Annotated in this window: 16 protein-coding genes and 1 pseudogene; 4 read left to right on the forward strand and 13 right to left on the reverse strand. The window is 64.1% G+C overall.

Features of this window, described 5'->3' with window-relative positions; all coding sequences use genetic code 11:
• The 8 genes and pseudogenes from C8J30_RS16405 to fdxD form a co-directional block, all read right to left on the reverse strand.
• Positions 1 to 215: pseudogene (locus C8J30_RS16405) on the reverse strand (nif-specific transcriptional activator NifA); the annotation flags it as partial.
• 297 nt (positions 216 to 512) lie between these two features.
• Positions 513 to 1,799, reverse strand: a complete 1,287-nt coding sequence (gene rpoN, locus C8J30_RS16410) for an RNA polymerase factor sigma-54 (RefSeq protein ID WP_110806928.1) — start codon at positions 1,797 to 1,799, stop codon at positions 513 to 515.
• Between the two features lie 138 nt (positions 1,800 to 1,937).
• Positions 1,938 to 2,372, reverse strand: a complete 435-nt coding sequence (locus C8J30_RS16415; RefSeq protein WP_110806930.1) for a NifU family protein — start codon at positions 2,370 to 2,372, stop codon at positions 1,938 to 1,940.
• Positions 2,373 to 2,382: 10 nt separating this feature from the next.
• Positions 2,383 to 2,670, reverse strand: a complete 288-nt coding sequence (locus C8J30_RS16420) for a HesB/IscA family protein (protein WP_110806932.1) — start codon at positions 2,668 to 2,670, stop codon at positions 2,383 to 2,385.
• 229 nt (positions 2,671 to 2,899) lie between these two features.
• On the reverse strand, positions 2,900 to 4,438 hold the full coding sequence (gene nifK, locus C8J30_RS16425; protein ID WP_110806934.1) for a nitrogenase molybdenum-iron protein subunit beta: 1,539 nt from the start codon (positions 4,436 to 4,438) through the stop codon (positions 2,900 to 2,902).
• Between the two features lie 94 nt (positions 4,439 to 4,532).
• A complete protein-coding gene (nifD, locus tag C8J30_RS16430) occupies positions 4,533 to 6,038 on the reverse strand; it encodes a nitrogenase molybdenum-iron protein alpha chain (protein ID WP_110806936.1) in 1,506 nt (501 codons plus the stop codon).
• Between the two features lie 70 nt (positions 6,039 to 6,108).
• Positions 6,109 to 6,996, reverse strand: coding sequence for a nitrogenase iron protein (nifH, locus tag C8J30_RS16435; RefSeq protein ID WP_110806937.1), 888 nt, complete (start codon positions 6,994 to 6,996; stop codon positions 6,109 to 6,111).
• Between the two features lie 281 nt (positions 6,997 to 7,277).
• Complete coding sequence (fdxD, locus tag C8J30_RS16440) at positions 7,278 to 7,649, reverse strand: ferredoxin FdxD (RefSeq protein WP_110806939.1); 372 nt, start codon at positions 7,647 to 7,649, stop codon at positions 7,278 to 7,280.
• 167 nt (positions 7,650 to 7,816) lie between these two features.
• Here fdxD and cowN point away from each other — a divergent pair, with 167 nt between their 5' ends.
• Complete coding sequence (gene cowN, locus C8J30_RS16445; protein WP_110806941.1) at positions 7,817 to 8,095, forward strand: N(2)-fixation sustaining protein CowN; 279 nt, start codon at positions 7,817 to 7,819, stop codon at positions 8,093 to 8,095.
• 21 nt (positions 8,096 to 8,116) lie between these two features.
• Here the strand turns inward: cowN and C8J30_RS16450 are convergent, their stop codons facing one another.
• Together C8J30_RS16450 and C8J30_RS16455 are read right to left on the reverse strand one after the other, a co-directional pair.
• Positions 8,117 to 8,638: a hypothetical protein gene (locus C8J30_RS16450; protein WP_245909876.1), complete on the reverse strand. Its 522-nt coding sequence runs from the start codon at positions 8,636 to 8,638 to the stop codon at positions 8,117 to 8,119.
• A gap of 127 nt (positions 8,639 to 8,765) precedes the next feature.
• Complete coding sequence (locus C8J30_RS16455) at positions 8,766 to 10,679, reverse strand: potassium transporter Kup (RefSeq protein WP_110806943.1); 1,914 nt, start codon at positions 10,677 to 10,679, stop codon at positions 8,766 to 8,768.
• 340 nt (positions 10,680 to 11,019) lie between these two features.
• Between C8J30_RS16455 and C8J30_RS16460 the strand changes: the two genes are divergently transcribed.
• Positions 11,020 to 12,009, forward strand: a complete 990-nt coding sequence (locus C8J30_RS16460) for a TerC family protein (RefSeq protein ID WP_110806944.1) — start codon at positions 11,020 to 11,022, stop codon at positions 12,007 to 12,009.
• 145 nt (positions 12,010 to 12,154) lie between these two features.
• Positions 12,155 to 13,639, forward strand: a complete 1,485-nt coding sequence (locus C8J30_RS16465; RefSeq protein ID WP_110806946.1) for an alpha/beta hydrolase — start codon at positions 12,155 to 12,157, stop codon at positions 13,637 to 13,639.
• A gap of 233 nt (positions 13,640 to 13,872) precedes the next feature.
• On the opposite strand, the gene mntR is transcribed toward C8J30_RS16465, so the two are convergent.
• Positions 13,873 to 14,301, reverse strand: a complete 429-nt coding sequence (mntR, locus tag C8J30_RS16470; RefSeq protein WP_110806948.1) for a manganese-binding transcriptional regulator MntR — start codon at positions 14,299 to 14,301, stop codon at positions 13,873 to 13,875.
• Positions 14,302 to 14,473: 172 nt separating this feature from the next.
• Between mntR and C8J30_RS16475 the strand changes: the two genes are divergently transcribed.
• A complete protein-coding gene (locus tag C8J30_RS16475; RefSeq protein ID WP_245909877.1) occupies positions 14,474 to 15,751 on the forward strand; it encodes an Nramp family divalent metal transporter in 1,278 nt (425 codons plus the stop codon).
• Here the strand turns inward: C8J30_RS16475 and C8J30_RS16480 are convergent.
• On the reverse strand, positions 15,748 to 16,521 hold the full coding sequence (locus C8J30_RS16480; protein WP_181420925.1) for a TIM barrel protein: 774 nt from the start codon (positions 16,519 to 16,521) through the stop codon (positions 15,748 to 15,750). The genes C8J30_RS16475 and C8J30_RS16480 overlap by 4 nt on opposite strands.
• Complete coding sequence (locus tag C8J30_RS16485) at positions 16,518 to 17,105, reverse strand: DUF1285 domain-containing protein (RefSeq protein WP_110806954.1); 588 nt, start codon at positions 17,103 to 17,105, stop codon at positions 16,518 to 16,520. Before C8J30_RS16485 ends, C8J30_RS16480 begins: the two co-directional genes overlap by 4 nt.
• Positions 17,106 to 17,140: the final 35 nt, after the last annotated feature.

Raw genomic sequence — 17,140 nt, forward strand, 5'->3', positions numbered from 1 at the left:
GGTTCGGCGAGCAGCGCCAGCACCCCGTGCCGCAGGTCGAGGAAGGACGAGAGCACGTTGAAAATCTGCGGCACCTCCGCCACCGGATCGGGCGCAGACGCAAACGTCTTCGCGATCTCGTAAAGCGCGTCCAAAGCCAGACGGTCGGCCGCAGCCCGTGCCGAACGATGCTTTTCCTGTGGTTTGGGGACGAGACGTTCCCGGATGTCGATCATCACTGTTCTCCCTCGCTGGCCGAGGCCCCGGGGCGTCAAAAACGACATTCACCCCCTCCCATGGGGTGTCGCAGTCTTCGCTGCGTGGATCGTCTTGGGCGCAAGTGGGGGCCGTGGCGGACACTTCGAGACTTGGTCAAGCTTGCGCCCGGATGCACGGCGCAAACAGCCGCAAGTGCCAATATGTCGCGACTCTGGGATGATTGAGGAAGTGTTAAGCGCAACTTTGGGGCGAAATCGGCCGGAGCGCCGAAAAAAATGGCGCTTTCGGTCTGGTTCCTGTCGTTTCCGGGAGACTCAGCGCGCGGCAGCGGCGCGGCGACGCTCGTAGGAGGAGGCGAGGCCGAGCGTCGAGCGATATTTGGCCACCGTCCGGCGGGCAATGCGCAGCCCGGCGCGTTCGGCCAGCGAGACGATCGCATCGTCCGAGAGCGGGTTTTGCGGATCTTCGCCGCCCACCGTGCGCTGCACGAAATCAAGGGCGCTGTCGCGCGAGACCGCCTCGCCGCCGCCCTGCGTCGAGACCGCCCGCGAGAAGAAGGCGCGCAGCGGCAGGGCGCGGGTCTGGGTCTGGATCATCCGCCCGGACACCGCGCGCGAGATCGTCGAAGCATGCAGGCCCAATTCCGAAGCGACATCTTCGAGCGTCAGCGGCACCAGATGGGCCGGCCCCTTGTCGAGGAAGGCGGATTGCCGGGCGACGAGCACGGCGGCGGTGCGCAAGAGCGTATCCCCGCGGCGTTCGAGCGCCTGCGCCAGCGCGCGGGCCTCGGCCAATGCCTTGCGCCGTTCCGCGCGGGCCTTCGCATCGGCGGTGCCATCGGCGAAACGGTCTTCGCGCACGGTGATCGTGGGCGAGGTGGCGCGGTTGAGTTCCACCGTCCAGCCCTCGGCGCCCCGCACGGCGATCAGATCGGGCGGGAAAACCGGCGTCGGCTGATGATCGAAAGCAAGACCCGGCTTCGGGTTCAAGTGCCGGATCTGCTTGAGAATATCTGGAATGTCGGTGACGTCGCAATCGCACAACTCCGCCAGATCCGCGAGCCGGTTTTCGGCGATCAGCGGAATGTTGCGGATCAGCGTCTCGACTTCCCAGGTCAGGATGTCGGCCTCGCGCGCCTGCAGGATCAGACAATCCGACAGATCGCGGGCGAAAAGGCCCGTGGGATCGAAGCCCTGCAGGACGGCGAGCACCGTTTCGGCGCGGGACATGTTCACGCCCGCCGCCAGCGCGATGCTCTCGACGGTCTGACCCAGCCAACCGCTCGGCTCCAGAGCTTCGGCAAAGCGCAGCGCCAGCAGGCGGTCGGTGTTTTCGGCGAATGCCATCTCGATCTGATCGATGACATGGGCCATCAGGCTCGGCTTGTGCGCGGCGACCGCGGCCACGGCGTCGAAATCCTCGCCGCCGCGGGCGATGAAGGCGGGCGGGGCGCGATAGGTCAGGAACGGGTTCGACGTGGCCTGTTCGGTCAGATGCTCGGACAGATCCTGCGACGACATTCCAAGGATGGCGAGGGAATGGAGCATCTGCCCCGCCATCTGCATCGTCTGTCTTTGGGAAAGCGTCTGCGCGAGTTCCATGGGGACAACCTATCTCAAACTCGGGTCATTGCGTGGGGCGGCAGGGCGCCGCAGGGCGAAAAAGGGGTCGGTGCCGAAATCTGCGCCGCGCCACCCTGGGTTGTGCCGTGTTTTTGGGCGGAGCAGCGGGCGTTCATGTCAGTGCCGGATCTCGGGGACCACCCGGACCGGGCGGCCAAGGGTTTCGATGAGCTGGTGCTGCACCGTCGAGAGCGTGCGCGCCGACATCATGCAGCCCGCGCAGCTGCCCGAAAGCCGCACCTGAACGGCGTTGCCGGTGATGCCGACCAATTCGATGTCGCCGCCGTCGCGCTGAAACATCGGGCGCATCTCGGCGATCAGATCGGCGACCACCTCGGGTTCTTCCTCGGGTGAAAACAGCGGTTTGGCCGGGGTTTTCGGCGCGGCGATTTCGCCGATCTTGACGAAGTTGGCCAGAAAGGCCGCGGTGTCGGGGGCGGTGCCGCCCGCGGCCTTCCGGGCAGCAAGGGCAGCGGCGGCCGGGGGCGCGGCGGGGCGTTGCGGCGTAGGCGCGGTGGCGCGCGCGCGGGTTTCGTCGAGCAGATCCTTCATCGCATCCCCCTCAGCAGAATGACTTTTCGAAGACGAAGCGTGCCCCGGCGACCGAGGCGACGAAATCGACCTTGGTGCCCGCGAGATGGGGGCGGGTCTCGGGGTCGATCAGCAGGGTCACGTCGCCGAAGGTCAGGGTTTCGTCCGCGGGATCGGCCTTGCGCTCGACCAGCATGCCGTAGCTCGGCCCGGCACGACCGCCCGTTTCGACCAGCAGCCGCAGACCGGCCACCGGCTGCCCGGCCTTGGCGATGGCGGACCGGATCGCGTCCTTGGCGGGCTGGGTGATCTCGATCATGACGCTCTCCTGCTTGGTTGAGGCTTCATGAATGTCCCAGCAAGAAGCGTGCCAAGTGTTTCGACCGCTTCCTGCAAGCTTCGGGCCGACATTGGGGGATTTGCGACAGACATTGTTGTAAATGGTGGATTTGCCCTGTTCCGACAGGTCGAGACCCGGTTGCGACGTCCAGAATGCAAAAAAGCCGGCAGCCAAAGCTGCCGGCCCAGGTCGAGGGAGTGTCTTTGCCTCAGCGGGTGAGGTCGAAGCTGATGTCGGTCTTGCCCCATTCCCCGGCGCGGGTGTCGGCCTTGACGAAGATCGCGTCGAGGATCTTCACCAGAACCGTCAGGCCGCCCTGATAGCCCCAGGTCGGGAAGCGGTGGTGGTGGTGACGGTCGAAGATCGGGAAGGTCAGACGGATCAGCGGGATGCCGGTGTCGCGTTCCAGATATTTGCCGTAGGACGAGCCGATCAGGAAATCGGTCGGTTCGGTCATCAGGAACGAGCGCATGTGCCACAGGTCCTTGCCCGCCCAGACCTGGCCTTGCTTGCCAAACGGCGAGGCGGCCAGAACTTCTTCCATCTGCTTGGCCCATTTCTTCGAGCCGTTGGTGGCGAGGCAGTGCACCGGCTCGCCGCCCATCTCCATGATGAACTTCGCCATGCCGAGCACGAAGTCCGGGTCGCCGAAGATCGAGAAGGTTTTGCCGTGCAGGTAAGCTTGGCTGTCGGCGATGGCGTCGACCAGACGGCCGCGTTCCAGCTTGATGCTGTCCGGGATCGCCTTGCCGGTCAGTTCCGAGACTTTCATCAGGAAGCTGTCGGTGGCGCCAACGCCCATCGGGTAGTTGAAGACGGCGGTTTCCTGACCGGTCGTTTCAACATATTCCAGCGTTTTCGGCGTGCAGTATTCCTGCATCGAGAGCGTCGCCTTGGCGTTCACCGCGGCTTTCGCGTCTTCGAGCTTGGTGCCGCCCGCATACATGCGGTAATGGCCATCCGAGGGGGTGTCATAGACGTCCGACACATCCGACAGGAAGGTGAAGCCGACGCCCATCGTGTCGAGCAGGCGCTTGATTTCGCGGTTGTTCGCCACGGCATAGCCGTCGAAGCCCGGGATGATGTTCAGGCTCTCGTTGGCCACGCGCTCGGCACCGGCCCAGAACAGCGACAGGATGCCTTTTTGCGTGTTGTCGTAGCCGTCCACGTGCGAGCCGACAAAGGCCGGGGTGTGGGCAAACGGCACCGGGAAATCGACCGGAACGCTTTCTGCCTCTTTCGCCTTGATGATGAACGAGCTGAGGTCGTCGCCGATGACTTCGGCCATGCAGGTGGTCGAGACGGCGATCATCTTCGGCTTGTAAAGCGCATAGGCGTTGGCAAGGCCCTCGACCATGTTGGTCAGACCGCCGAACACGGCCGCATCTTCGGTCATCGAGGAGGAAACCGCCGCCGAAGGCTCCTTGAAGTGACGCGACAGGTGCGAACGGTAATAGGCGACGCAGCCTTGCGAGCCGTGCACGAAGGGCAGGGTGCCTTCATAGCCTTGCGCGGCAAAAACGGCGCCGACGGGCTGGCAGGCTTTCGCCGGGTTCACGGTCAGGGCTTCGCGGGCGAGGTTCTTTTCGCGATAGTCCCACGAGGCCGTCCAGTCGCCGATCTGGGCGAGGGTTTCGGCAGAATGGCCGCATTCGAAAGTGGCCTTCTTGTTCGCGAGCATTTCCTTGTATTCGGGCTCGAAGAACAGCTTGGAGTGGTCGAGCACCTTGTCAGCCGACTGGGGCATGGGTCAAATCCTTGTCATAGGCCGTCCGCATTCCGGGACGCACCGACGGGGGGAAGGGGAGGTTGGGGGCGGCAGCGCACCGCCCCCGGAGGACTCACTCGGCGGCGATGGGGGCTTTTTCCCAGGGCGCGTCGAACAGGCCCCAGACGGGGTTGTTGATCGCCATGTCCATGTCGCGCGCGAAGATCGCGAAGCCGTCGTAGCCGTGATAGGGGCCCGAGTAGTCCCAGCTGTGCATCTGACGGAACGGAATGCCCATCTTCTGCACCGGATACTTCTCCTTGATGCCCGAGCCGACGAGGTCGGGACGGATCTTCTCGATGAACTTCTCCAGCTCGTAGCCGGTGACGTCGTCGTAGATCAGCGTGCCTTCCTTGACGTAATGGCCGGTGCGTTTGTAGTCGTCGTTATGGGCGAATTCGTAGCCCGTCCCGGCGATTTCCATGCCCAGATCGTCATAGGCGGTGACGACGTGGCGCGGACGCAGCCCGCCGACGTAGAGCATCACGCGCTTGCCTTCGAGCCGCGGCTTGTATTTGGCCAGCACGCCATCGACCAGCGGACGATATTTGGCGATGACCTTTTCGACATTGGCCTGAATGGTCTCGTCGAACTTCGCCCCGATCGCGCGCAGCGAGGCTTCGATCTGCGTCGGCCCGAAGAAGTTGTATTCCATCCAGCCGATCGAATACTTTTCTTCCATGTAGCGGCAGATGTAGTTCATCGACCGGTAGCAGTGGATCAGGTTCAGCTTGGCTTTCGGAGCGCGCTCCATCTCGGCCAGCGTCGCGTCGCCCGACCAGCAGCCGATCACGTTCAGACCGATTTCTTCCAGCAGGATGCGCGAAGCCCAGGCGTCGCCACCGATATTGTAGTCGCCGATGATGTTGACATCATAGGGGCCGGGCTCGAAGGCCTTGGTGTTTTCGCTTTCCGGCTGTTCGAAGATCCAGTCGCGCACGGCGTCGTTGGCGATGTGGTGGCCGAGCGACTGCGACACGCCGCGGAACCCTTCGCACCGCACCGGAACGATGGTCTTGTTGATTTCCTTGTTCTTCTTCTTCGAGACGGCTTCGATGTCGTCACCGATCAGACCGATCGGGCATTCCGACTGGATGGTGATGCCGTTCGCCAGCGGGAAGAGCGTGTTGATCTCGTCGATCGTCTTTTCCAGCTTCTTGTCGCCGCCGAAGACGATGTCCTTTTCCTGGAAGTCGGTGGTGAACTGCATCGTCACGAAGCTGTCCACGCCGGTTTTCCCGGTGTAGTAGTTGCGGCGCTGGCTCCACGAGTAGTGGCCGCAGCCGACCGGACCGTGCGAGATGTGCACCATGTCCTTGATCGGACCCCAGACCACGCCTTTCGAACCGGCATAGGCGCAACCACGGATGGTCATGACGCCCGGGACCGACTTGATGTTCGATTTGACGGTGTCGCATTTCGACGCGATGCCGGTGACCGCATCCGCGTCATCCTCGGTGGCACCGGCCACCGACAGGTGCTTGACGCGCTTCTTCTGAGCTTTCGCCGGATAGGCTTCAAGAACTTCCTTGATGATGTTCTCGAGGTCTTCCGGACCGCCCGCGTGATCTTTGGCCATTCTTTTGGCTCCCTCACTTCAGCGTTTGGATCAAGGTGGGCAAGCTGCCCACCCGCAAGTTCGGAAGGCCTCAGGCCTTCATCGCGGCTTCCATCTCGGCGATCTGCTTTTCGCGATCTTCTTCCGATTGCATGATGCCGAAGTCCATCAGCATCTCTTCCAGCTCTTCCATCGTGATCGGGGTCGGGATCACGCCCTTGCCCGAGTTCTCGTGGATCTTGCGGGCCAGTTCACGGTATTCCTGCGCCTGGCTGCAGTTCGGATCGTATTGGATCACGGTTTCGCGGCGCAGTTCGGCGTGTTGCACGACGTTGTTGCGCGGCACGAAGTGGATCATCTTGCAGCCGAGCTTGGCGGCCAGCGCTTCGGCCAGTTCCAGTTCGCGGTCGGTCTTGCGCTCGTTGCAGATCAGCCCGCCCAGACGCACGCCGCCCGAGTTCGCATATTTCAGGATGCCCTTGGCGATGTTGTTGGCGGCGTAAAGCGCCATCATCTCGCCCGACATGACGATGTAGATTTCCTGCGCCTTGTTTTCACGGATCGGCATCGCGAAGCCGCCGCAGACCACGTCGCCGAGCACGTCGTAGGACACATAGTCCACGTCGTCATAGGCGCCGTTTTCTTCAAGGAAGTTGATCGCGGTGATGACGCCACGGCCGGCGCAGCCAACCCCCGGCTCCGGACCACCGGCTTCGGTGCATTTGATGCCCTTGTAGCCGATCTTCACGACGTCTTCGACTTCCAGATCCTCGACCGAACCGGCTTCGGCGGCGAGGTGCAGCACGGTGTCCTGCAGCTTGGTGTTCAGGATCAGGCGGGTGCTGTCAGCTTTCGGGTCGCAGCCGACGATGAGGATCTTCTGACCCATCTCGACCAGCGCGGCCAGGGTGTTCTGCGAGGTGGTCGACTTGCCGATACCACCTTTGCCGTAGAAGGCGATCTGACGGAGTTTGCCCATGTGTGGCTCCCTTGGGGGTTGGTGCTTCACGAATATCGAGACGGTTCGTAACCGGGCTCACAGCTTCTACAGCAGCCTTCGTGCCAACTGCCGTTTTCACAAATAATCATTCTAAAACATAAACTTGCGAATTTTGTCCGAAATGGAACACTCCCGACAAATTGTAGGGCCCCCGGCGCGGGGCGTGGTTTTGTCGGGGTCGCATTGTCGGGGCGGCACGTCAGGCGGGCATGAAAAAACCCCGCCGACCAGCGGCGGGGCTTCGTTTCATGCGGGCAAGGTCAGACCGAGCCGCCCGGGGTGCCGGTGAAATGCACCATCACGTCCTCGTCGCGCGGGATGAACTGGCAGGCGAGACGGAACTTCGGCGGCACGTCACTGACTTCGGCCGCTTCGATCTCTTCGGCGGTGATCATCTGCAGCTCTTTCAGACGCGCCTTCTCCTTCTCGGTCAGGGTCATCGCCATCGCGGGCTTGCTGTCGAGATGGGTCACCTCGATCAGGCAGGAGGCGCAATCGCCGTCGCCGCATTCGAACGGGATCGGAATGCTGTGCTCCTTGGCGAGAGCGAGGATCGTCGCGGTGTTGCCCGCCACCGCATAGATCGTCTTGTCTTTCTTCATGATGGGCGAAGTGAAGGTGATATTCGGCATCGCTGTCCTCTTGGTTTCAGGGAGGGAAAGGTCCCGCGAACCGCCCAGCAAGGGCCATGCCAGCGCCCAGGAAGGCCTGCCGCAAGGGCCGTGCCAGCGCGGCCCGGCCGGTTGCGGGGGCTGCGCAACGCCCCTATCTTGACGCTTCCGACAACAGGACAGCCGCGATGAACGACCAGACCCCCGACCGTTACGTGACCTTCATGGGCATCGCCTGCGACACCAATGCCGACCGCCTGTGCGAGATGCTGGCGGCGCGGATGGCGGGCAATGACTCGCGCTGGGTTGCCTATTTCGACAAGAAACTGGCCGAGAATGCGCAGATGGGCCATGACCGGCTGCGCTTCATCGGCGCGCAGGTCAATGCGCTGATGTCGTTCTTCGAGGAAGAAGAAGATGAAGAGGCGCTCGCGCTGCTGTGGCACATCGAGCACCACTGCCTCTGACGCCGCTTCGGTCGCCTCAGCTCAGAACAGCAGCTTGTAGCTGTTGCCATGCGTGTCCGTCACGGTGCCGGTGCCGCTTTGCGTGCCCGAGCCCATGATGAACGTGCCTTGCAGACGGGTGCCATCCTTGCACACGGCATAGACTTCGCCGGTGTTCACGCCGCCCACGTCCTTGGTCGAATTCTTGTAACTGCCACCAAGGTCGCGCAGCTTGAGCGACAGACCGCGCTCATGCGTTTTCTCGCGCGGCTGCAGGCTCGACCAGGTGCCGCTGCATTTCGTCTTGTTGGGCTTGGGCAGCTTGAACCAGATCTGGCCCGAGGTCTCGCTGTCTTCCGTGATCGAGATCGGAATCGACTGCGCCGGGTTCTGATCGGCGATCGGCCCGCTCAGAGGATAAAGCCGGAACGTGTTGTCTGCACCGCAAGCGGTCAGGGCGGCAGTGGCGAGAAGGGCGAGCACGAGGCGCGAGGTCACGAGGTTCACTCCAGAGGCGAGCGACCGGCAGGGCAGGTGAGGCTGCGCAGCGGTCTGGTCTTCCATCGCAAGGCGGGCAGTCGAAGCACCGGGCTGACCGATGCAGTTCGGCACCATCACCGGCCGCGCGCTTTAGAATGGATTTGGCTGCAGCCGTCAACCCGGCATCTGCCGGGCCGACGGTCTGGCACGATCACACGTTGACGAGCGTGCCCAGTTCCACCACGCGCGAGGCCGGGATGCGGAAGTAATCCGACGACCGGGTGGCGTTGCGGGCAAGGTAGAAGAAGAACAGGCTTTGCCAGGCCGGCATCCGGCGCTGACCCGAGAGCTTGAGCGAGCGCTGCGACAGGATGAACGAGGTCGCCATGATGTCGAATTTCCAGCCCAGCTTGCGGCACTGAAGCAGTGCCTTCGGCACGTCGGGTTCCTCGGCATAGCCGAAGCGCAGCTCGACCTTGCGGAAGCGCTCGTTCAGCTCTTCCATGTTCACCCGGCTCTCGTTCGGCACCCGCGGCACGTCCTCGGTGACGATGGTCAGGATCACGATATGCTCGTGCAGCGCCTTGAAGTGCTTCAGGCTGTGCAACATCGCGGCCGGAACCATGTCGGGCGTGCCGGTCAGATAGATCGCCGTGCCGGGGACGGTCGAGATCGATTTCGAATCCATCTGCCGGAAGATCATGTCGAGCGGCACGTCATTCTCGCGCTCGAGCTTGAGGATGATCGCCGCGCCGCGCCGCCAGGTCCACATCAGGATGATCATGCCCGCGGCAATCGCCAGCGAGACATAACCGCCCGAGAAGATCTTCATCGAGTTCGCCCCGAAGAAGGTCAGATCAAGCGCAAGGAACGGCAGCATCATCGCGATCGACAGGATCAGCGGCATCTTCCAGAGCCTGTTCGCCACCACCATGACAAGGATCGAGGTGATGCACATCTCGCCGGTGACCGAGATCCCGTAGGCAGCCGCCAGCGCCGAGGACGAGCCGAAGATGACGATCAGCATCAGAACGCCCAGCATCAGCCAGAAGTTCACCTCGGGCATGTAGATCTGCCCTTGCTGCGTTTCCGAGGTCTGACGGATCCGCAGCCGCGGGATCAGCCGCAACTGCACGCCTTGTTGCGTCAGCGAATAGGCGCCCGAAATCACCGCTTGCGAGGCGATGACGGTGGCCATCCCGGCCAGTACGATCATCGGCAGCACCGCCCATTCGGGGTAAAGCCGGAAGAACGGGTTTTCGATCGCTTCCGGATGGGTCATCAGCAGTGCGCCCTGACCGTAGTAGTTCAGCAAAAGCGAGGGCATCACCACCGCGAGCCACGAAATCCGGATCGGCATGCGCCCGAAATGGCCAAGGTCGGCATAAAGCGCCTCGGCGCCGGTGACGGCCAGGAAGGCGGCACCGAGGATGGTGAAGCCAAGCGCGCCGTTCGATGTCACCAGTTCCGCCGCCCGGATCGGGTTCAGCGCCTGCAACACCATCGGCGCCTGAATGAGGTTCATCACCCCGCCCGCCGCCAGAAGCGTGAACCAGACCATCATGATCGGGCCGAAGAATTTCGCCACCGATGCCGTGCCCTTGCTCTGGAACACGAACAGGACAACGATGATGATCACCGCTATGGGCACGAGGAATGGCTCGACCGCTGGCGTGACGAGCTTCAGACCCTCGATGGCCGAAAGCACCGAGATCGCTGGCGTCACGGCCGCGTCGCCGTAGAAGAGGCCTGCGCCGAGCATGCCAAGCGCCAGCACGATCGGCGTCGGACGCCCCATCGCACGCTGCACGAGCGCAAGCAGCGAGAAGGTCCCGCCCTCGCCGTCATTGTCGGCGCGCAGAAGGATGATCACATATTTGATCGTGACGACGATGATCAGCGCCCATGTGATGACGGAGAGCACACCAAGGATGTGCTCCGGGTCGACGCCGCCACGGTGTCCCCCAGCCGCCACCATCGCTTCGCGATAGGCGTAAAGCGGAGAGGTGCCGATATCGCCATAGACGACACCGATCGCGGCAAGAGAGGTCATGGCAAGGCCGGTCTTGGCGTGGCCCTGATGCTGATCTCCCTGCTCGGGGATCTCGGATTCGTTTTTGGTCATGCAGTTGTGACTCGGGTCACCGGAACGTGATCTCCGGCCTAGGCTTATTAACGCTGCACGGCGGCATGCGCCACCGGATTCGTATCGGCATTCGTATCGGCCCTCACCTCGCCCGAAACCGGCCCGCGAAAAAATGGAAAAAATGTCGCACCCGGGGGCTTGAACTCTCGCTTGCCATACCCAAAGTATGAGGAGCGGGCCGGGCCCCTCTGGCGTCGGAAGTTCCTCCAAGCTTCCACGTGATGTCGGACCGCATCGACACCCGCTCGATGGTCATGCCCGGCAGACGGTCTGTAGTCAGCCGGGCGACCAGACAGCGGCAAACCGCAAGAGGTCGCCCGTGGAACTGCTTCTTCTCTCCTTTCTTGGCCAGCCGCTGTGGATGTGGCTTGTCTTCATCGGTCTCGTCCTGACCCTCCTCGCGCTCGATCTGGGCGTGCTCAACAAGGACGATCATGAGATCGGCATCGCCGAGAGCCTGAAGCTCTCGGCGATGTATATTGCGCTCGGGCTCGGCTTTGCGGGCTTCGTCTTCTGGCAGATGGGTGCCACGGCGACCGCGCAATATCTGACCGCCTTCGTGGTCGAGAAATCGCTCTCGATCGACAACATCTTCGTCATCGCGCTGATCTTCGGCTTCTTCGCCGTGCCGCGGCAATATCAGCGCCGGGTGCTGTTCTGGGGCATTCTGGGCGTGATCGTGCTGCGCGGGCTGATGATCGGCCTTGGCGCGACGCTGGTCGCCGAATACCACTGGCTGCTTTACGTCTTCGCCGCCTTCCTGATCGTGACCGGCATCAAGATGCTGTTTTCGGCCGACAAGGAACATGAGATCACCGAAAACGGCCTGATCCGGTTCCTCCGTCGCGCCCTGCGCGTCACCGATGGTCCGCGCGGTCATGCCTTCTTCGTCGCGGAACCCGACACCAAATCCGGCCGTCTGGTGCGCCATGCGACGCCGCTTTTCCTTGCGCTGGTGATGATCGAACTGGCCGACCTCGTCTTTGCGGTCGACTCCGTGCCTGCGGTCTTCACCATCACCACCGATCCCTACATCGTCTACACCTCGAACATCTTCGCGATCCTCGGCCTGCGGGCGCTCTACTTCGCGCTTTCCGCGATCCTCGCCCGCTTCGCCTATCTGAAATACGCGCTTTCGGTGCTTCTGGTGTTCATCGGCTCCAAGGTCTTCGTGGCCGAGGCGATGGATTGGGACAAGTTTCCTCCGGCCTGGTCGCTTGGCATCACCTTTGCCATCCTTGCCGCAGGTATCCTTTTCTCGCTGTGGAAGACGGGCACAGCGGGGGGGCCGGCTCATCCGGCTGAATGAAGACGTCCCCGTCAATCCTCCAAAACTGAGAACGCGATGCCCCGATCCTCCGGTCGGGGCATCGCACTTTCGGGGCCATCCGTCGCCTTGATCCGGCCGGGTCTTGCCGCACATAGAGGGGCATCAGGTTTTCCCGAGGTTCCCGTTGCGCCATCCCCGCCGCCATCTTGCCACCTTCGCCCTTGCCCTGTTGCTGATCCTGACCTCGGTCTTCATGCTGGAGCGCGACCGGGCGGGGCTTGTCATCCGCGATTTCAGCGTCGGCGTGACCCCGGTGACGCTCTATGAACAGCCCGGGGCGACCGGCCCTGCCGTCGTCATCGCGCATGGTTTTGCCGGATCGCGGCAGATCATGCAGGCCTATTCGCTGCGTCTGGCGCAGGCGGGCTATCGCGTGCTCGCCTTCGACTGCGAGGGGCATGGCCGCAATCCGCAGCCGATGCGGGGCGACGTGACGAAGATCGACGGCACGACGGTGTTTCTGGTGGCCGAAGTGCGCCGGGTGATCGCGGCCGCCCGCGCGCTTCCCGGAGTGACCGGCGTCTCGCTTCTGGGGCATTCGATGGCGACCGACATTCTGGTGCGCGCCGCCAATCAGGAGGCCGCGGCCGGGCATCCGGTCGATGCCGTCGTGGCGATCTCGATGTTCTCGCAGGCGGTCACCGCCACCGAGCCGCCGCGACTGCTGGTGATTTCCGGCGAATGGGAGGGCGGCCTGCGCGGCTTCGCGCTCAACTATCTGCATCAGGTCGATCCGACGAAGGGCGAGGGCGAGTTGGCCAAGGCCGGGCCGGTCGCGCGCATGGCGGTCGTGGCCCCGCATGTCGAACACGTCGGCGTGCTTTACAGCCCGACCGCGGTCGTGGCCGCGCGCGATTGGCTCGATGCCACCTATCACCGTGCCTCGGGCGGTGCGGTCTCGTCGATGGGCGTCTGGATTCTGGTGCTGCTGATCGGCATCGTGCTGGCGGTGCATCCGCTCGCGGTGCTGCAACCGAAACGCGCCGATCCCGCGCCAGTGCCGGTCGGGCGGTTCCTGCTCGCCTCGATCCTGCCCGCGGTGATCGTGCCGGTCGTCCTGACGCGGTTTCGCATCGACTTCCTGCCGGTGCTGGTCGCCGATTACCTGATGGTGCATCTGGCCTGTTACGGGCTGTTGCAGATCACGCTGCTGCGTGGCTGGCGCAGCCTGCGGGCCGGGCTGTCGCTGACGCCGGTGGTGCTGTTCCTGATCTGGGGGCTAGGCGCTTTCGGGATCGCCCTCGACCGTTACGCTGCCAGCTACTGGCCCTCGCCCGAGCGTCTCGTTCTGATCGCCGTCCTTGCCCTTGGCACCGTGCCCGCGCTGATCGCCGACGCGCAGCTGACCGAGGCCGGGCACGCGAAGCTCTGGCGTCGGGTGGTGGGGCGGTTCTTCCTGTTCGGGTCGTTCGCTCTGGCCGCGGCGCTCGATTTCGACCGGCTGATGTTCCTCCTGATCGCACTGCCGCTCTTGTTGCTGTTCTTCTCGGTCCACGGGCTGATGGGCCGCTGGATCGCGCGGCGGTCCGGGGCGACGGTGGCGGGCCTTGGCCTTGGCCTTTGCCTCGCCTGGGTGCTGGGCGTGTGCTTCCCGCTGTTCAGCCCGTGATGCCATCCTTGGCCGAGGCCATTGCCGAGGTCACGCGACACATTGGCCCCGTGACCGCCGAGGGCCCAAAGGCACTCGGCCAGCGCCCGCCCCGCCCATGGCGGGCGCTTTCGCGCCGCCGGGGCAGGGCGATGGCCTCTGCTGTGCTTGGGGCAGACGGTCTTGGTGCGGGCGTTGCCCAAGCGGGCGGGGAAAGGCAATGCCTTTCCTTCTCCGCCCGAACCTCGTAACGCTCAGCCCCGCTTCGCCAGATAGGCCTCGAACGCCTTCAGCGTCGCCTCGGACACATGATGTTCCAGCCCCTCGGCGTCGATCTCGGCGGTTTCGGGCGGCACCCCCACGGCGATCAGCAGATCGACCACGACCCGGTGGCGCATCCGCACCCGCGCCGCCATCTCGGCGCCAAGCTCGGTCAGGAACACGCCGCGATAGGGGCGCGACACCGCCAGCCCCTCGCGCTTGAGCCGCGCCACCGCTTTTGTCGCCGTCGGATGCGTCACCCCCATCCGCGCCGCAATGTCGGTGATCCGCGCCTCGCCCATCTGCTTCGCCAGATCGTCGATCATCTCGGCGTAATCTTCGAGCACCGCCATGCTCTGCGCCTCCCTCGCCCGGGAAAAGCGCATCGTCGTCAGATCGGCAGGGGCGGTGTCTTCGGGCATCGAGGGTCCTTTTGCCGACAATTTAGCGCCTTGGGCCAGATTTGGAAACGCCCCGCAGCGCGCGCAGCCAAGCCTGCTTCACTTTGTCGGCAAGCCGCTTGACAGAAGTGTAGCCACGGCTACACTTTGCAGCAAGATGTTCCGAGGACAGGGCATGATCCAGGAAAATTCCATGTCGGGGCGGACGCGCGCCACGATGGCGGCGGTGATCGGCGGCGAGCGGCGCGGCCCGCTGGCGATGCTGGCTTTCGTCGGCCCCGCGGTGATCGCCTCGGTCGCCTACATGGACCCGGGCAATTACGCGACGAACATTCAGGCGGGGGCGGGCTACGGCTATGCGCTCTTGTGGGTCGTGCTCGTCGCGAACCTGATCGCGATGCTGTTTCAGGCGCTCTCGGCGCGGCTTGGCATCGTCACCGGGCGCAATCTGGCGGAACTGAGCCGCGATCACCTTCCGCGCCCGCTGGTCTTTTGCATGTGGGCCGTCAGCGAGGTGGCCGCGATGGCCACCGATCTCGCCGAATTCCTTGGCGGCGCCATCGGGCTCTCGCTGCTTCTGGGCATTCCGCTGATGTGGGGCATGGCGCTGACCGCGGTGATCACCTATGCGATCCTGCTGTTCGAGGCGCAGGGCTTCCGGCCGATGGAGCTTGCGATCGGTACGATGGTCGGCATCATCGGCCTGAGCTATCTGGCCGAAGTCCTTATCGCGCCGATCGACTGGGGTCAGGCCGTCGGCGGCCTCACCAGCCCGAGCCTGCCCGATCAGGGGGCGCTGACCATCGCCGTCGGTATCATCGGCGCCACCGTCATGCCCCATGCGATCTTCCTGCATTCCGGCCTGACGCAGAACCGCGCTATCCTTGGCAACGATTCCGAACGGCGGCGCATGGTCCGGTTTTCCAACGTCGAGGTGGTGATCGCGCTGGCGGGGGCGGGGCTGATCAACATGGCGATGGTGATGATGGCGGCCTCGGCCTTCCACAACGGCCATGCCGAGGTGGCCGAAATCGAGACCGCCTATCACACGCTGACGCCGCTTCTGGGCGGTTTCGCGGCGGCGGCTTTCCTGCTGTCGCTGATCGCCTCCGGCATTTCTTCCTCGGTCGTCGGCACGATGGCGGGGCAGATGATCATGCAGGGCTTCCTGCGCGTCGGCCTGCCGCTCTGGCTGCGCCGCGCGGTGACGATGGCGCCCGCCTTCATCGTCGTTGCGATGGGCGCCAATGCCACCGATGCGCTGGTGATGAGTCAGGTCGTGCTGTCGATCGCGCTGCCGGTGCCGATGCTCGCCCTGCTGTGGCTGATCCGCAAACCCGAGGTGATGGGCGATTTCGTCCCCAACCAGACCACTCAGGCCGCCGCAGCCATCGGCGCGGGCCTCGTGCTGTCGCTCAACATGGTCCTGCTTCTCGGCGCCTTCGGGGTCGAGATGCCCTTCCTGTCCTAACCGCCCCGTTTCTTGCGCGTCTTCGGGGCCGCCACGGGCACGGGCGGCATCCAGCCCAGCCCGGCTGTCGTCGTCAGCTTCGGCGTGTAATCCGCACTTACCCAGCCCGCATAACCCGCGGCCTCAAGGCGGTTCAGGAACCCGGCCACATCCCAGCCATCTGCTCCCGGCTCCGCCCGATCCGGCGCCGAGGCGAGCGAGACATGGCGCAGATCGGTGCCGAACCGCTCCAGCACCGCTTCGGGCGTGCTGCCCAAAGCCGCCGCCAGCGCCGTATCGAGTGAGATGCCCAGATTGCCCGCCCCGACCTCCGCCAGCACCTCGGCCAGCTGATCGTAGCTTTGCAGAAAACTGCCCTCGGGTCGCGGGGCGAGGGTGAAAAGGCGTTTTGGCGCCTCGGCCGTCGCCCACCGCAGATTGCGCAGCAAGGTCTCGGTATCGCCCTCAGGGCCAGTCAGAATTTCGATCGCCCCGGGCTTGAGCACATCGGCGTAGCGCAACATGCGCTTGAAATCGCGCTGAAACCGATCCTCGCCGCCGGTCGTCGCGGCAAAGCCCTGCGGCGCGCCAGTGTAATTCGGCGGCGGCGCCACCATTGCCGCGAAAACAAGCCCCGACAGCACCAGCCGGTCGCGCAACTCCTGCACCGGCCCGTCATAGGGCGAGGCTAGGCTCACCCCCGCAAAGCCCGCCGCCTGCGCCGCCGAAAACCGTGCCGCAAAGGGCAGTTCCTGAAACAGCGTGGTCAGATCGGCGGCCAGTTTGATCATGAAATCTCCGCCATCCGCTGGATCGGAAAGAACACCCCGCCCGAGCGCAGCCCGAGCCATGCTTCGCCCGCATGCGCCTCGGGTTTGGCCAGATCGACCAGCCGGTAAAAGGTCTTGCGATCGATCCGCGCTTCAAGGCCACGACGCACATGCAGATAGGGGCGCGGCTCGCCATCTTCGGCGATCTCGACCCGGATCGGATGCTCGGGCCCCGCAACCACCTGATCGCCCACATTGGTCAGAAAGCGCAGATCCCCCGCCTCGGCCGTGCAATCGACGGCGAGGAAGGGCGCATCCTGCACGCGGATGCCCACCTTCTCGACCGGGGTCACCAGATAGAACTTGCCGTCTTCAAGCTTCAGCACCGATGCGAAGAGCCGCACCAGCGCCTCGCGCCCGATCGGCGTGCCGAGATAAAACCACGTCCCGTCGCGGCGGATCTCGATGTCCAGATCGCCGCAAAACGGCGGGTTCCACAGATGCACCGGCGGCAGCCCCTTGGCCCCGGCCTTGGTCACGGCCGCGGCGATCCCTTCGGCCGTCGTCGGCATCACGGCGATTTGTGGCGCGGCTTTCTCGGTCATCTTCTCTTTGCGGTTGGGCTGCGGCGGTTTATCTG

Origin of the sequence: Rhodobacter viridis (genome assembly GCF_003217355.1) — a bacterium.
In the GTDB taxonomy this organism is placed as follows: domain Bacteria; phylum Pseudomonadota; class Alphaproteobacteria; order Rhodobacterales; family Rhodobacteraceae; genus Rhodobacter; species Rhodobacter viridis.

Coding starts and splice junctions, on each gene's coding strand:
- fdxD (WP_110806939.1), bottom strand. CDS start 7,649: ATGCCGAATATCACCTTCACTTCGCCCATCATGAAGAAAGACAAGACG.
- nifH (WP_110806937.1), bottom strand. CDS start 6,996: ATGGGCAAACTCCGTCAGATCGCCTTCTACGGCAAAGGTGGTATCGGC.
- C8J30_RS16485 (WP_110806954.1), bottom strand. CDS start 17,105: ATGACCGAGAAAGCCGCGCCACAAATCGCCGTGATGCCGACGACGGCC.
- C8J30_RS16420 (WP_110806932.1), bottom strand. CDS start 2,670: ATGATCGAGATCACCCAGCCCGCCAAGGACGCGATCCGGTCCGCCATC.
- C8J30_RS16480 (WP_181420925.1), bottom strand. CDS start 16,521: ATGATCAAACTGGCCGCCGATCTGACCACGCTGTTTCAGGAACTGCCC.
- rpoN (WP_110806928.1), bottom strand. CDS start 1,799: ATGGAACTCGCGCAGACGCTTTCCCAAAGACAGACGATGCAGATGGCG.
- cowN (WP_110806941.1), top strand. CDS start 7,817: ATGAACGACCAGACCCCCGACCGTTACGTGACCTTCATGGGCATCGCC.
- C8J30_RS16450 (WP_245909876.1), bottom strand. CDS start 8,638: ATGGAAGACCAGACCGCTGCGCAGCCTCACCTGCCCTGCCGGTCGCTC.
- C8J30_RS16415 (WP_110806930.1), bottom strand. CDS start 2,372: ATGAAGGATCTGCTCGACGAAACCCGCGCGCGCGCCACCGCGCCTACG.
- nifD (WP_110806936.1), bottom strand. CDS start 6,038: ATGGCCAAAGATCACGCGGGCGGTCCGGAAGACCTCGAGAACATCATC.
- C8J30_RS16475 (WP_245909877.1), top strand. CDS start 14,474: ATGTCGGGGCGGACGCGCGCCACGATGGCGGCGGTGATCGGCGGCGAG.
- mntR (WP_110806948.1), bottom strand. CDS start 14,301: ATGCCCGAAGACACCGCCCCTGCCGATCTGACGACGATGCGCTTTTCC.
- C8J30_RS16455 (WP_110806943.1), bottom strand. CDS start 10,679: ATGACCAAAAACGAATCCGAGATCCCCGAGCAGGGAGATCAGCATCAG.
- nifK (WP_110806934.1), bottom strand. CDS start 4,438: ATGCCCCAGTCGGCTGACAAGGTGCTCGACCACTCCAAGCTGTTCTTC.